This window comes from Streptomyces xanthochromogenes (genome assembly GCF_014650455.1).
Taxonomy (GTDB): Bacteria; Actinomycetota; Actinomycetes; order Streptomycetales; family Streptomycetaceae; genus Streptomyces; species Streptomyces xanthochromogenes.
The window spans coordinates 183,335-197,857 of record NZ_BMUZ01000015.1 but is presented as its reverse complement, the minus strand read 5'-3'; the positions used below and the strand labels follow the sequence as shown (position 1 = coordinate 197,857).

At 72.7% G+C, this 14,523-nt stretch carries 10 protein-coding genes; 8 read left to right on the top strand and 2 right to left on the bottom strand.

Annotated elements, in window-relative coordinates:
• Nucleotides 1-47 precede the first annotated feature (47 nt).
• The 6 genes from IE267_RS33375 to IE267_RS33350 are packed head-to-tail and all read left to right on the top strand — an operon-like array spanning nt 48 to nt 9,542.
• Complete coding sequence (locus IE267_RS33375) at nt 48-1,250, top strand: nucleotide disphospho-sugar-binding domain-containing protein (protein WP_189765714.1); 1,203 nt, start codon at nt 48-50, stop codon at nt 1,248-1,250.
• Nucleotides 1,247-4,405, top strand: coding sequence for a non-ribosomal peptide synthetase (locus IE267_RS33370; RefSeq protein WP_189765713.1), 3,159 nt, complete (start codon nt 1,247-1,249; stop codon nt 4,403-4,405). Before IE267_RS33375 ends, IE267_RS33370 begins: the two co-directional genes overlap by 4 nt.
• Nucleotides 4,393-5,559, top strand: a complete 1,167-nt coding sequence (locus tag IE267_RS33365; protein WP_189765712.1) for a nucleotide disphospho-sugar-binding domain-containing protein — start codon at nt 4,393-4,395, stop codon at nt 5,557-5,559. Before IE267_RS33370 ends, IE267_RS33365 begins: the two co-directional genes overlap by 13 nt.
• Nucleotides 5,547-6,716 (top strand): glycosyltransferase, encoded by a 1,170-nt coding sequence (locus IE267_RS33360; RefSeq protein ID WP_189765711.1) that lies wholly within the window; start codon nt 5,547-5,549, stop codon nt 6,714-6,716. The genes IE267_RS33365 and IE267_RS33360 overlap by 13 nt, the downstream gene beginning before the upstream one ends.
• Complete coding sequence (locus tag IE267_RS33355; protein WP_189765710.1) at nt 6,713-8,488, top strand: MFS transporter; 1,776 nt, start codon at nt 6,713-6,715, stop codon at nt 8,486-8,488. Before IE267_RS33360 ends, IE267_RS33355 begins: the two co-directional genes overlap by 4 nt.
• Nucleotides 8,376-9,542 (top strand): nucleotide disphospho-sugar-binding domain-containing protein, encoded by a 1,167-nt coding sequence (locus IE267_RS33350; RefSeq protein WP_189765709.1) that lies wholly within the window; start codon nt 8,376-8,378, stop codon nt 9,540-9,542. The genes IE267_RS33355 and IE267_RS33350 overlap by 113 nt, the downstream gene beginning before the upstream one ends.
• Before the next feature lie 908 nt (nt 9,543-10,450).
• Here the strand turns inward: IE267_RS33350 and IE267_RS33345 are convergent.
• Both IE267_RS33345 and IE267_RS33340 read right to left on the bottom strand, forming a co-directional pair.
• Nucleotides 10,451-10,714 carry a phosphopantetheine-binding protein gene (locus IE267_RS33345; protein WP_161250874.1) on the bottom strand — a complete coding sequence of 88 codons (264 nt, stop codon included), beginning with the start codon at nt 10,712-10,714 and terminating at the stop codon, nt 10,451-10,453.
• 48 nt (nt 10,715-10,762) lie between these two features.
• Nucleotides 10,763-12,286 carry a class I adenylate-forming enzyme family protein gene (locus tag IE267_RS33340; RefSeq protein WP_189765708.1) on the bottom strand — a complete coding sequence of 508 codons (1,524 nt, stop codon included), beginning with the start codon at nt 12,284-12,286 and terminating at the stop codon, nt 10,763-10,765.
• 388 nt (nt 12,287-12,674) lie between these two features.
• Between IE267_RS33340 and IE267_RS33335 the strand changes: the two genes are divergently transcribed.
• Nucleotides 12,675-13,817 carry a MupA/Atu3671 family FMN-dependent luciferase-like monooxygenase gene (locus IE267_RS33335; protein WP_167153267.1) on the top strand — a complete coding sequence of 381 codons (1,143 nt, stop codon included), beginning with the start codon at nt 12,675-12,677 and terminating at the stop codon, nt 13,815-13,817.
• Between the two features lie 65 nt (nt 13,818-13,882).
• Nucleotides 13,883-14,458, top strand: a complete 576-nt coding sequence (ssuE, locus tag IE267_RS33330; RefSeq protein ID WP_189765707.1) for an NADPH-dependent FMN reductase — start codon at nt 13,883-13,885, stop codon at nt 14,456-14,458.
• The last annotated feature ends 65 nt before the right edge of the window (nt 14,459-14,523 follow it).

The window sequence follows — 14,523 nt, the reverse complement described above, 5'->3', positions numbered from 1 at the left end:
CACCCTTGCCCTGCCACTGACCGTACGCGATGGAGTGAGGCAACTGAATGCGCGTGTTGTTCGTGGGGCACGGCCCGGCCCATGTCCCCTGGATCATCCCGCTCGCCTGGGCCTGCCGCCTTGCGGGCCACGAGGTGCGGGTGGCGGTGCGGCCCCAGTGCGTGGCCCCCGTGACCCGGGCCGGTCTGGTGGCCGTGCCCGTCGGCGACGAAGCGGCGGCGGGAGCCGTCGCGGCCCGCCAACTCGGCCTGGGCCCTGGCAGGTTGAAGGCCGGCTCGGAGTCCGCGGCGGTGCTCGACGCCGATCTCAGCGAGGCCCTCATCGAGAAGATGATCGCCGTCGCCGACACCCTCACCGACGACCTCGTCGACTTCGCCCGCTTCTGGCGCCCGGACATCGTGGTGCACGACACCGCGGCCGCCGCGGGCCTGGTGGCCGCCGCCGCGGTCAAGGTGCCGGCCGTCGGGCACACCTGGGGCGTCTCGCTCGGCGTGCACTGCGAGAGCGAGGCGGAGCTGCGCCCCTCCTACGCGCGGCTCTTCGAACGCTTCGGCGCCGACCCGGTGGTGGGCCCCTCGGTGTGGATCGACCCGTGCCCGCCGGGCCTGCGCCCGCCGCACGGGGTGCGCCGCGCCAACATGCGCTACGTCCCGTTCGCCGGGCCCGCGGCGCTGCCCGACTGGCTTCGCTCGGAGCGCCCTTCGGGCCGGCCGCTGGTGTGCGTCACCGGCGGGGTGACCACCAGCGCCCTGGACGAGGTGCGCGACCACGTGGTCCGCTCGCTGCTCGCCCTGGACACCGACGTGGTCCTCGCGGTCACCCCCGAGCAGGCGGCCGGAACGGGCCGACTGCCGGACGGCGTACGGATGGTGGAGTCCTTCCCGCTGGACGTGCTGCTGGCGCACTGCGACGCGCTCGTCCATCACGGCGGGGTCGGCAGCGGCCTGATCGCGGTCACCCACGGACTTCCCCAGCTGCTCCTTCCGCGCAACGCCTTCCAGGAGCACTGGTCCGATCTGGTGCGCGCGTCCGGCGCGGGCACCGCACTGCCCGCCGACGCAGAGGAGGGCGCGGTGGGAGCCGCCGTCCAGGACCTCCTGACGCGGCCCTCGTACCGGGAGCGGTCCGAGGCACTGCGGGCCGAGACCGACCGGATGCCCACCCCCGACCAGCTCGTGGGCTTCCTGGAGGAGTGCGTGAGAGCCGGTCGCACGGACGTACCCACACCTGAGGAGACAGGAAGACGATGACCGTACTCCTTGAGCCCACGACGGGCACGAACCGCTTCGTGCGGGGCGAGACGATGCACGGCCTGTTCCAGGACGCGGCCCGCCGCTTCCCGGAGGCAACGGCCCTGTCCCATCGGGGAGTTGCGGTCACCTACCGCGAACTCGACGCCGCGTCCGACGGCTACGCGGCGCTGCTCCAGGCGCACGGGGTGCGCCGGGGGCATCTGGTGCCGGTGCTCATGGAGCGCGGCACTCCGCTGATCGCGGTCCTGCTCGCGCTGTTCAAGTGCGGGGCCGCCTATTCGTTCCTGGACGCCCGCTGGCCCGTCGACCGGCTCGAAGGAGTGATCGGCCAGCTGGAGGCGCCCCTCCTGGTGACCACCACGGCCGGCGACTGGTCGGTGCCGGTGTGGACACCGCCCGCCGAGGACCTCCGCCTCACCGCGGCGCGCGGCCTGCGGCCCGCCCCGGTCGCGGTGACCGGCACGGACGCCTGCTCGGTGTTCTTCACCTCGGGCTCCACCGGCACCCCCAAGGGCGTGGTGTCCAGCCACGAGAACGCGGTGCGCCTGTTCGACGGCGCCTTCTACGCCGAGCTCGGCCCCGGCACCGTGATGCCGCAGACCGCTCCCCCGACCTGGGACGGCTTCACCCTGGACTGCTGGAGCATGCTCCTGACCGGCGGCACGACCGTGCTGCTCGACGAGACGGTCCTGGTGCCGCGCACCCTGCGCGCGCTGATCGCCGAGGAGGGCGTGAACGGCGCGTTCATGACGACGCAGCTGTTCAACATGCTGGTCACCACCGATGTGGGCGCCTTCGCCGGGATGAAGTGGCTGTCCATCGGCGGCGAGCGGGCCGCCCCGACCCGGGTCCGCGCCTTCCTGGCGGAGCACCCCGGCATCCGCCTGGTGAACGTGTACGGGCCCGTCGAGTGCGGCGCGGTCGTCACCGCGCACGCGATACGCCCCGAGGACTGCGACGACCCGGCCGGCATCCCGCTGGGCCGGGTGCTCGCGCACACCGATGTGTACGTCCTGGACGGCACCCGGGTGTGCGCGCCGGGCGAGACCGGCGAGCTGTGCCTGGGCGGCCCGGGCCTGGCCCGCGGCTACCTCGGCAACCCCGAGCTGACCGAGGCCGTCTTCGTCGAGGCCGAGATCGAGGGCCGGACCCAACGCCTCTACCGCACGGGCGACTTGGGCAACCGGTCGGCCGAGGGCGTCTTCCACTACACCGGCCGCGGCGACCGTCAGATCAAGATCCGGGGGCACCGGATCGAGCCCGCCGAGGTGGAGCGCACCGTGGAGCGGGTGGCCACGGTGACCGGCGCCGCGGTGGTGCCGATGCCCAAGCCCGACGGGTCCTACCACGGGCTCGCCCTGTTCTACACGCACGGCGAGCACGGCACCGGGCCGGAGGAACTGCGCGAGCGGCTCACCGAACTCCTGCCGGAGTATCTGGTGCCGCGCCGGGTCCATCTCCTGGACGCGTTCCCCCAGTTGGCGAACGGAAAGATCGACCGGCGTGAGCTGGCCGCCCGGGTCCGCCCGGAGCAGGAGCGCACCGAGGCGCCCGCCGAGTCGTTCGAGGGCACGGCGGCGCTGGTCGCCGACGGGTTCCGCGCGGTGCTCGACCTCGGCCGGGTGCCGGGTGACGCCTCGTTCTTCGAGCTCGGCGGCAGCTCCCTGGAGGCGGCCCGGCTGTGCCAGCACCTGGACGCGGCGCTCGGCGCGGCCGTCCAGCCCTCGCAGATCTTCCGCACTCCGACCGTGCGCCGGCTCGCCGCCTGGCTGGACGCCACCGCGCGCTCCGCCGAGGCGGCCGATGCCCCGGTGCCCGGTCTTGAGCCCGGCGAGATCCTGCTGCCGCCCGAGCAGTCCGGCTTCCTGTTCGCCGCCGCCCACGACAAGGACGGGCTCGGCGGTCTGTGCCGGATGACCTGGTGGATCGAGGGGCCGGTCGACCTGGACGCGCTGCGCCGCGCGGCCGGCGACGTGCATCTGCGCCACCAGGCCCTGCACGCGCGGTACTTGATCCGCAACAACGAGATCGGGTACGCGGTGGTGCCTCAGGTCCCGGCCGACGCCGAGGTGCTGCTGCTCCCTGACGCGGCCGACGAGCAGCGGGCGGCCCAGGACTGGCTGGCGGCGGCGCTCACCCCGCTGTCCGTCCGCGACGCCCGGGTGTGGCGGTCCGCCGCCGTGCGCGCGCAGGACACCGGACGCACCCTGTTCGGCCTGGTCGCCCACCACGTGGCGTTCGACGGTGCTTCCGAGACGGTGCTCGCGCGGGACCTCTCCCTCGCCTACGCGGCCCGCAGCGCGGGCCGTGCCCCCGAGTACCCGGCCCCCGCCGCGACGCTCGCCGAGGTGTCCGCCGACCACCGCAGGGTGACCGCCCGGGTGGACCTGGCGGCGCAGGCCGAGTACTGGGAGGACCATCTGGAGCTCCAGGAGCCCCTGGAACTGCCGGGCCGCGTCGACAACGACCTCAACGCCGGGCCCGGCCACTCCCCCGCGCTGACCGTGACCAACGCCGAGCTCGCCCGCTGGGACGAGCGGGCCCGGACCCTCGGCACCACCCGCTTCGCGCTGCTCGCCGCCCAATTCGGCCTCGTTCTGCGCGACTTGACCGGCCAGGAGGACATCGCGGTCAAGGTCCCGGTGGCCCGGCGCGGCAGCGAGGTACTCGCCTCCGCCGTCAGCTGCCGGGTCGATCTGCTCTTCCTGCGCTTCTGGCCGCCGCACAAGGAAGACGGCTCCGGCCTCCTGGAGCGCGCCGTCACCCATGTCGACGAGGCGCTCGCCGCCCAGGAGACCGGCGGCGCCCAGCTCGCCAGGACCGTGGTGCTCACCGGCGGCGGCGAGTCGCTGCGCCCGATGCCCAGCTTCCTGATGCAGGACGACCCGGACCCCCGGCTCGAACTCGCCGACTGCACGACCCAGTTGTCGCGCATCGGCGCGCCCACCATGTTCACCGAGCTGGAGCTGGACGTCCGCACCACCGCGGACGGCGCCCTGATCACCGCCTCGGTACGCACCGACCGCATCCCGGCCGAGATCGCCGACCGGGTGGTGACCGCGTACACCGAGCGTCTGCGCCGCGGCCCCGCCGAACCGGCCGCGCCCCTCGCCGCTCCCCTCACCTCCAAGGACACCTCATGCGTGTACTGATCCTGAGCAGCCCCGAGTCCACCCACTTCACCTGCATGGTGCCGCTGGCCTGGGCGCTGCGCGGCGCCGGGCACGAGGTCCTGGTCGCGGGCCAGCCCGACATCATCCCGATGGCCCGTTCGGCGGGTCTCAACACGGTCTCCGTGGGACGCCAGTTCTTCGGCCGGGACCTGCTCAGCCCGCCACTGCCGCCGAACAAGCGGCCCATCGAGATCGTCGGGCCGCTCACCCCGAAGATGACCATGATCGGCTCCCGGGTGTGGGTCCTGCACACCCGCTACATGGCACCCAAGTACCTCGAAGTCGCCGAGGCGTTCAAGCCGGACCTGGTGATCTCGGAGATATTCGACTGGGTCGCCTGCCTCATCGGCGGCGTGCACAAGATCCCGGTGGTCTCGCACCGCTGGGGCGTCGACCCGATGAGCCACCTGATGCGGGCCACCGCCGAGGACCTGTTGCAGGGCACCTGTGAGCGGCTCGGCATCGAGGGCGGCCTGCCCAAGCCCGATCTGCTGCTCGACCCGGCGCCGCCCCAGCTCCTGGTGGCGGGCGCGCCCGCCGGTGCGCCGATCCGGCACATCCCCTTCAACGGCACCGGGCCCGTGCCCAGTTGGCTGCGCCACCGCGGCGACAGGCCCCGGGTCTGCGTGACCATGGGCCGCCAGACCATCTCGCTCGGCGGGCTCCCGATGTTCCGCGGCATCGTCCAGGCCTTCGGCGACCTGCCGGAGACCGACGCGGTGATGACGGTGCAGGAGGAGTTCGTCGACGAGCTCGGCACCATCCCGTCCAACGTGACCATCATCCCGCCGACCCCGCTCAACGGCTTCCTCGACAAGACGGACGCGGTGGTCACCCACGGCGGCGCCAACACCCTGCTCGCCGTGGCCAGTTTCGGCGTACCGCAGCTGATCATGCCGCAGCTGGTCGACCAGTTCGAGGGCGGCGACCTGCTGGCCGCCGCCGACGCCGGTCTGACCCTGCGCACGGCCGAGGCGCAGAACGACCCGGCCCAGGTGGCCGAGGCCGTGCGCACCCTGCTCGCCGAGGAGCGGATCGCCAAGGGCGCCACCGTCCTCGCCGAGACCATGGCCGCCATGCCGAGCCCCGCCGCCGTCGTCCGTGACCTGGAGAACCTCCGATGCGCGCACTGATCATCGCCACCCCCGTCGACACGCACTTCCTGCCCCTGCTGCCGCTGGTCCGCGCGCTCACCGGCGCGGGACACGAGGTGCTCGTCGCCGGGCAGCCCGACGTGACCGGACCCGCCGCGGCCGCGGGCCTTGCGACCGCGACGTTCGGCGAGGCCTTCCACTACAGCGAGCTGCGCCGGGGCCGGCGCCCCGAGGGCCTGCGCCCCATCGAGGTGGTGGGCCGCCCGCCGGCCCAGCAGATCGACGGCGCCGCCCAGATGTGGCGCAACCACGCCCCCTACTTCCTGTACGACTACCTGGAGCTCGCCCGCGAGTGGGGGGCCGACCTGGTGATCGGCGACCACATGGAGTTCGCCGGCCCCGTCGTCGCGAAGGTGCTCGGCGTCCCGAGCGTCTGGCACCGCTGGGGCGTGGCCCCCACCAGCGAGTTCATGCTCGGCCAGACCCGGATGTGGCTGGGCCCGCTGTGCGAGCGCCTCGGCCTGGACTCCGTGCCGGAGCCGGACCTGGTCCTCGACCCGGCGCCGCCCGCGCTCGCCGCCACCGACGCACCCCCCGCCCGGCCGATCCGCCCCGAGCCGCACACCGGCGACGGCACGCCCTGGACGTACACGGCCTCGCCCGGACGCCGGGTCGCGGTGGCGCTCGGCGGCTACACCCTGGACCTGGACGGCGCCCCGCTGCTGCGCCGGGTCCTGGACGCGCTGGCCGCCACCGAGGGGGTGGAGGCGGTCGTCTCCGCGGCCCCCGAGCACCGCGCCACGATCGGGGCACTGCCCGAGGGCATGACGTACACCGAGGAGACCGCGCCCGGGCTGCTGTTCCCCGGCGCCGACCTCGTGGTCCACCACGGCGGGCCCGGCTCCACGCTCGCCGCCGCCGCGCTCGGCATCCCCCAGCTGGTCCTTCCGCAGCTGGACGAGACCTTCGTCGCGGGCGACCGGGTAGCCGCGGCGGACGCCGGGATCAGCCTGGACAGCGCCGAGTCGCAGAACAGCGACGCCGAACTCGCGTCCGCAGTACGCCAGTTGCTCACCGACCCGGCTTACCGCGCCGGCGCCCAGCGCCTGCGCTCCGAGACCCAGAACATGCCGACCGCGGCCGAAGCGGTCACCCTGCTCACCGAATTGACGACACGTCAGGAGGTCCTCGCGTGAGCACCGACGTGAGCGCCGAAGTCACCGGAAGCGACGCGACGCCCCAAGAGGGCGCCAAGGAGAACACCAAGGAGAAGAAGCCCAACCCGAACGGCATGAGCGACATCCAGGTCCTGGTGTTCATCGTCTGCGCGATGGCCACCATGACCCTGGCCCTGCTCGACGGCTCGATCATCTCCTCGGCCGTCCTGCCGATCGTGCGCGACCTCGACCCGGCACACGGCATCGACCGCTTCCCCTGGCTGATCACCGCCTACCTGCTGGCCGCGACGGCCGCGCAGCCGCTGTACGGCAGGCTCAGCGACAGCTACGGGCCGCGCCGCATCTATCTGGCAGCGCTCGGCACCTTCCTCGCGGGCTCCGCGCTCTGCGCGACCGCGCACTCGCTCACCCAGCTGATCGTCTTCCGCGCGGTACAGGGGCTCGGCGGCGGCGGCCTGATGAGCATGACGCTGATCGTGATCGCCACCCTGTACCCGCCCAAGTCCCGGGCCGGACGCTCCAACGCGGGCGGCGCACTCATCGCGGCCGGCATCATCGCCGGGCCCATGATCGGCGGACCGCTCAGCGAGAACCTGTCCTGGCGCTGGATCTTCCTGCTCAACGTACCGCTGGCGGGCCTCGCCCTGGCCGGCGTCGCCTGGGCGCTGCGCCTCCCGGTGAAGGGCACCCGGCAGAAGGTCGACATCCTCGGCTCGGTCCTCATCGCGGCAGCCACCTGCGCGCTGCTGCTCGGCGTGAAGGCGTACGGGGAGCACAACTCGTTCTCCGGGCCGGTGCTGCCCTACTTCTACGGCGGCCTCCTGATGGCCGGGGCGTTCGTCGCCCGGCAGCTCAAGGCATCCGATCCCCTGATGCCGCTCACCCTGTTCACGGACAAGGTGTTCCGGCCCGCGGCCATCCTCCAGTTCGTGGGCGGCTTCGCGCTGCTCTCACTGCCGGTGTTCCTCATCAACTACCTGAACATCGTGCGGGGCGTCTCGCTCGACGCGGTCGGTCTGCATCTGATCCCGCTCGCCGTCGGCGTGGTCCTGGTCTTCCTCGGCTGGGGCAAAATCATCACCCGTACCGGCAAGTGCAAGGCGGTCCTGGTGACCACCACGGCCACGGCGGCGGCCGCCGTCGCCGGGCTCGGCCTGACCGTCGCCGACGCTCCCGTATGGGAGTTCGACCTGCTGCTCCTGCTGCTCGGCGTGGGCCTGGGCGGCGTGACCCAGATCGCCCTGTTCATGACCCAGTCGGCCGCGTCCGCGGACCAGTTGGGCGTGGTCACCACGACCTCGCGGTTCGCGACCATGCTGGGCACCACCATCGGCGGCACCGTGCTGGGCGCGGTGCTCAGCGCCCGCTTCGCCTCGGCCGCCGGAGCCGCCGGCGTCAAGGACCCGGACGCCGCCGCGGCGCAGCTCGCCGGGCTCGACGCGGTCCGCCGCCACCTCGTGACGGACGCCTTCGCCCACGCCACGTCCACGCTGCTCCTGACCGCCGCCGGGCTGCTGCTCCTCGCCCTCGTCACGGCGCTGCTCATGAAGGACGTCGACGTCAACACCGCGGCGCTGTCCGGCGACGGCTCCGCCGAACCTTCCGCCGAAGCCTCCGCCGGAGAGGCCACCGAAGAGGCCGTCCCGGCCGCCCCCACGTCCGAGGAGGACGAAGTCGATGCGCGTACTGATGCTGAGCACCCCCTTCCCCACCCACTTCACCCCGATGGTGCCGCTGGCCTGGGCGCTGATGGGAGCGGGTCACGAGGTGATGGTCGCCGCGCAGCCTGACGTCACGGACGCGGCCCGCGCCGCCGGGATCTCGGCCGTCGACATCGGCGACCGCTTCCACGGCCTTGACGTCCTGCAGCGCCATCTCCCGGACGGGGTACGTCCGTTGGAGCTGATGGGCCCGACCCCGCCGGAGAAGATGGCGGGCACGACCAAGCTGTGGGAGACCCACGCCCGCTATCTGGTGAGCTCCTACCTGGAGTTCGCCCGCGAGTGGGGGCCCGACCTGATCGTTTCCGAGCAGATGGAGCTGGCGGGCCAGCTCGTCGCTGGCGCGCTCGGCATCCCGTCGGTGCAGCACCGCTGGGGCGTCGACCCGCTGAGCGGTCCCTCGCGCGCCTCGGCGCGCAACTTCCTGTACGGCACCGCCGAGCGGCTCGGCCTCGACGGCCTGCCCGACCCGACGCTGCTGCTCGACCCCTGCCCGCCCGCGCTGCACCACCCGAGCGCGGCGCCGGGCGCACCGATCGGCTACGTTCCGTTCAACGGCACCGGCACCGTGCCCGACTGGCTGCACCGGCCGGCCGCCGACGGGGTGCGCCGGGTCGTGGTCTGCCTCGGCCGCCAGACCCTGGTGCTCAACGGCACCGGCCTGTACCGCTCGATCATCGCGGCCTTCGAGGGCCTGGAGAACGTCGAGGCCGTGGTGACGGCGGACTCCGCCTTCCACGAGGGCTTCGGCCAAGTCCCGTCCAACGTACGGGTGGTGGAGCCGGTCCCGTTGAACCTGTTCCTGCGCGACTGCGACGCCGTCATCCACCACGGCGGCGCGAACACGACGCTCACTTCGTGCGCGTTCGGGCTCCCCCAGGTGGTGCTGCCGCAGATCGTCGACCAGTTCGCCTCGGCCGAGCTGCTCGCGGCGGCCGGCGCTGCCCGGGTACTCGGCGAGGCGGCCCCGCAGAACGACCCCGGCCAGGTGCGGGAGGCGATCCGGGACGTTCTGGAGGACCCGCGCTACCTCAAGTGTGCGCGGGAGTTGCGGGCCGACATGGCGGAGATGCCGAGTCCGGCGCGGGTGGTGGGGGATCTGGAGCGACTGGCTACCGCCTGATCCGCCCCGCGCCCCAAAGGGCCCCTGCCTTACCGGCAGGGGCCCTGCCCCATGCCCCCGGGGCCGCCCGCGCAGTTCCCCACGCCCCTGACCCCGTTCACGGCTGCGGCCCGTGCCCGCTTGTCGCGCAGTTCCTCGCGCCCCCAACCCCGTTCACGGCTGCGGACCGTAGTGGCCGTTCGCGCAGTTCCCCGCGCCCCTAACCCCGTTTACGACCTCGGACCGTGCGTGGTTGCTCGCGCAGTTCCCCGCGCCCCAAAACCCGTCGTCGACCTCGTGCCGTGGTCGCTTCTCGCGCAGTTCCCCGCGCCCCCAACCCCGTTCTCGGCTGCGGACCGTGCCCGCTTGTCGCGCAGTTCCCCGCGCTCCTAGAAAGCCGTGGTCGGCCTCGCACCATGCGTGGCTGGTCGCGCAGTTCCTCGCGCCCCTGAAAGACTCGGTACTGGGGCACCTACAGCCCGTCCGGCGATTGAGGACGAGCGCCGTTCAGGCGCGAACGGGGGTGCAGGGGGCGGAGCCCCCGCAGGGGTCTGGGGCGCAGCCCCAGGGCTCAGCCGATCCAACCCGCTATATGGGCGGGCGGGTGGGCAAGCCCCCCGGGGTCTGGGGCGGAGCCCCAGGGCTCAGCCGATGCAACCCGCCGCACGGGCGGGAGGGAGGGCAAACCCCCCGGCCCGGCGGGGCGTACGCGGAAGGGGCCCGCCGACCGGGATGGTCGACGGGCCCCTCCGGGGCCGGCATCCGTACGGACTAGCCGCGGCGCTTCTTGAGCGCGTCCCCGCCGAACTTGACGACGAGGCAGACGACGACGGTGACGGCGAGACCGATGATGAGGTGGCTCATGGTGTCCTCCAAAGGACGTGTATGGGTGGGGGGTTGGATGGTGCGGCGGAAACTCGGAAGGCGGGTCAGGCGTGCGCGGCGGTGCGCAGCGCGGCGAGGACCGCCCACAACGCCCCCGGGGTCGCGAAGGTCGCGGCCGTGAGCTTGTCCTCGGGGATCTCCACGTCGTACTGGTCCTCCAGACGGACCAGGAGCTCGATGGTGGCCATCGAGTCGAGGCCGACGGCCTTGAGGTCGAGCGCGGGGTCCAGCGGGGCGGTGACCCGTGGCAGGACCGAGGTCAGCAGCTGCTCGAAGCCGGCGTCCCACGAGACGTCAGTGGTGGTCATGGCTGAATCTCCTTACAGGATTGGGGAGTTACTGACTCGGGGAGTCGGTCATTTCTGTTCGCGGCGCAGGCGCTGCTTGTCGGTCTTGCCGTTCGGGGTGAGGGGAAGCGCGTCGAGCAGATGGCAGGCGGCCGGGACCTTGGCCGCTTCCAGGCGTTCCGTCAGCTGCGCGAGCACCTCGTCGGCCGTCAGGTCGGTGACGGCGTACAGGGTGAGGTCGTGGCCCTCGGCCGGGGCCAGGGCGGCGGCGGCCGTGACGCCCTCGATGTCCAGGGCGGCCGTCTCGATCTCCAGGGTGCCCATGCGGACGCCCTTGCGCTTGAAGAGGTCGTCGCGGCGGCCCTCGAAGTAGAGGTGCCCGTCGGCGTCGAGGTGTCCGTAGTCGCCGGTGTGCAGGGTGATCTCGCCGGTGACGGGGTCGGGGCGGAACCGCAGGGCGGTCTGCTCAGGGGCCTGCCAGTAGCCGGTCATGATGTGCGGTCCGCGCACACAGATCTCGCCGACGGTGCCGGCCGGCAGGAGCCGCCCGTCGTCGTCCAGGATCAGCACCTCGGTGCCGTCCAGGGCGCGGCCGACCGAGCCGGGCCGGGCGATGTCGCCGTCCGGTTCGAGCACGGTGATGCGCTTGCACTCGGTGGTGCCGAACATCGGGGAGACCCGGGCCTGCGGGAAGGCCGCGCGCAGCTGGGCGATGACGGGACCGGTCAGGGCCGCGCCGGTGTTGGTGAACAGCCGGACCGGGGGCGCCTCGCGGCGGTCCCGCCGGGCCAGCGTGAGCAGCATCTCGCCGAGCGAGGGCACCAGCGGAACGACGGTGACCCGGTGCTCGTGCAGGGTGCCGAGCAGCCGTACGTGGCGGTCCGGCGAGGTCAGCAGCACCTGGGCGCCGGCGATGACCGACAGCAGGATCTGGTAGAGCCCGTAGTCGAAGGAGACCGGCACCGCCACCAGGACGACGTCGTCCTCGCGGTAGCCCAGCCGGGCCTGGATGGCGCGGGCGGCGAACACGATCGGGGCGTGCGTACTCACCACGGCCTTGGGCGCCGAGGTGGAACCCGAGGTGTAGATGAGCAGGCCGAGATCGTCGGGGGCGACGGTCGCCTCGTCCGGCGCGCCGGGAGCCGCGTCGTACAGCGCCTCGGCGCCGCGGCGCACCTCGTCGAGCTCGAAGACCGGACGATCCGTCAACTCGCGCAGTACGGAGGTGTCTTGACTGCCCTCTCCGATCACGAGCTTCGGGTCGCAGTCCGGCACCACGGTGTTCAGATGGAACCGCTTCATGGCCGGGTTGACCGGCACGAAGGCGATGCCGCGGCGCAGTGCGCCGAACATCAGGGCGGTGAATTCGCGGGTGTTGCCGACGCGGACCAGTATCCGGTCCGCGTGTCCCACACCCTGGGCGGTGAGCCAGTCGGCGTACGCCCGTGACCAGGCGTCCAGTTCCGCGTAGGTCCACACGCCCGAGGCGTCGCGCACCGCGGGGGCGTCGGGCCGGGCGGCCACGGCCGCCGCGAGCAGTCCGTGGACGGTATCGGTGCCGGTGTCCGCGGCAACCAGCGTCTGAGTCGTCATCCAGCAACCTCGTGGTCATCGGAACGGATGGTGGTCACCCGAGCGTGAGGGGGTGGCCTCGACCTCGGATCGAGCGTCGGTGGAAGCCGGCCCTGCGGGCCGAGGACCCAGCACCCTGCGGGTTGTGCGGTGTTCGGCTGCGGACCGTCCGTGGCCGGGCGCGCAGTTCGTCGCGCTCCTGGGGCGCCGCTGTGCGGCTCCCTCGGATTTCGCTGGATACAGCACAACGCCCGCTCCTTGTGCGGAACTTGAGCCGCGCTGGAGCGCGCGGCCTGCCCGGGACTCAAGTCCGGTGCGAGGAGGCCGTCCCATGGTGTCGCCGGGCAGCAAGCCCCCATGATGACGACCCCGCCGCGACGACGTCCGACGGGGAAGGAGGCAGCGCTAAATGAACGCGGATTCCCGGCAGACCGGCAGCCAGGGTGCGGACGGCTCGGCAGGTGAGCGGCCGCTGGACTTCGGTGTCTTCTTCTTCGCCGCCGTCGGCGACCAGGCACAGGAGACCTACCGTCTGATGCTCGACGCGGCCCGCCGCGCCGACGAGCTGGGCTTCGGTTTCGTATCGACGCCCGAGCGGCACTTCCACCGCTTCGGCGGCGCCTTCCCCAACCCGGCGGTGACCTCGGCGGCGATCGCCGCGGTGACGACCCGCATCCAGATCCGGGCCGGCAGCGTCGTGACGCCGCTGCACCCGGCGGCCCGCATCGTCGAGGACTTCGCGATGGTGGACGGCATCTCGGGCGGCCGGGTCGCGATCTCGGTGGGCTCCGGCTGGAACGTCAACGACTTCGTGATCGCGCCGGAGAAGTACGAGACCCGGCGCGAACAGATGATCAAGGATGTCGGTGACATCAGGACCGCGTGGCGCACCGGCCACTGGACCGGCCCCAACCCGCTGGGCGTCGAGACGACGCTGCCCGTCTACCCGCGTCCGGTGCAGGACGACCTGTCGGTGTGGGTGACCGCTTCGCGCAGCGAGGGCACCTTCCGCGAGGCGGGCCGGCTCGGCTGCAACATCCTGACCCATCTGGAGAACCAGGACGTCGAGTCGCTCTCCGACAAGATCGCCCTGTACCGCAGCGCCCGCGCCGAGGCCGGCTGGGAGGGGCCGGGGAAGATCACCGTCATGATGCACACCTATGTCGCCGACGACGCGGCCGAGGCCCGTGCGACCGGCGGCGGCAGTCTGCGCGACTACCTGCTCTCCGCGATCGACCTGGAGGCACTCGCGGTCGAGGCCGGCGGCCGGATGAGCGGCAACAAGCAGGGCCGCGAGGTCCTGTCGGCGGTGAAGGCCCAGCGCAAGCTGGCCGAGCTCGGCGTCAACCGCTACCTGTCCGGCAACTCCCTGATCGGTTCCGTCGAGGAGTGCACCGAGACCGCCCGCCGGGTGCGCGCCGCCGGGGTCGACGAGATCGCCTGCCTGGTGGACTTCGTCGCCGACCCGGCGCTGGTGCTCGCCTCCCTGGAGCGCGTCGCCGCGGTGCGCCGCGAGGCCGCCCGGCCCGCCGAGCCGGTGCTGGCCGCCTGAGCGGCGGCGGCACCCCGCAGCAGAGCTTCTCCCGTTACGCGACTCATTCGATCAGGAGGTTGTCCATGCCGACGATCCTCGCCGTCTCCGGCAGTCCGTCGCCGGTCTCCAGCACCCACCAGGTACTCGGCCTCGCGGCGGACCGGCTCGCCGGGCGCGGGCACCGGGTGGAGACGCTCGCCGTACGCACCCTGCCCGCGGCCGAACTCCTGGGGGCCGACCTGAGCCATCCCCAACTCGCCCACGCGGCAGCCCAGTTCGAGCGGGCCGATGCCGTGGTGCTCGCCACTCCGGTGTACAAGGCGGGCTGCTCGGGGCTGCTCAAGGCCTTCCTCGACGCGCTGCCGCAGTTCGCCCTGGCGGGCAAGGTCGTCCTGCCGCTGGCCACCGGCGGCTCGCTCGCCCATGTGCTGGCCCTCGACTACGGCCTTCGCCCGGTGCTGATGTCGATGAAACCGCGGGCGGTCTCGGAGAGCTTCTTCGTGCACGCGGGCGGCATCCGCAAGGGACCGTGCGGCTTCGCCGGCCTCGAACCGGACACCCAGGCACTGCTGCACGAGGCCACCGACCACTTCGCCGACCTGGTGGAGAGCCTCACCGAAGCCGCCGTTCCGACCGTACGGCTGGCCCCCGCCGCCTGACCTGCGATGCCCGGGGCTGCCCCATGCGGCCCGACATCCCCTATTCATCAGCCCATTCATCCGCC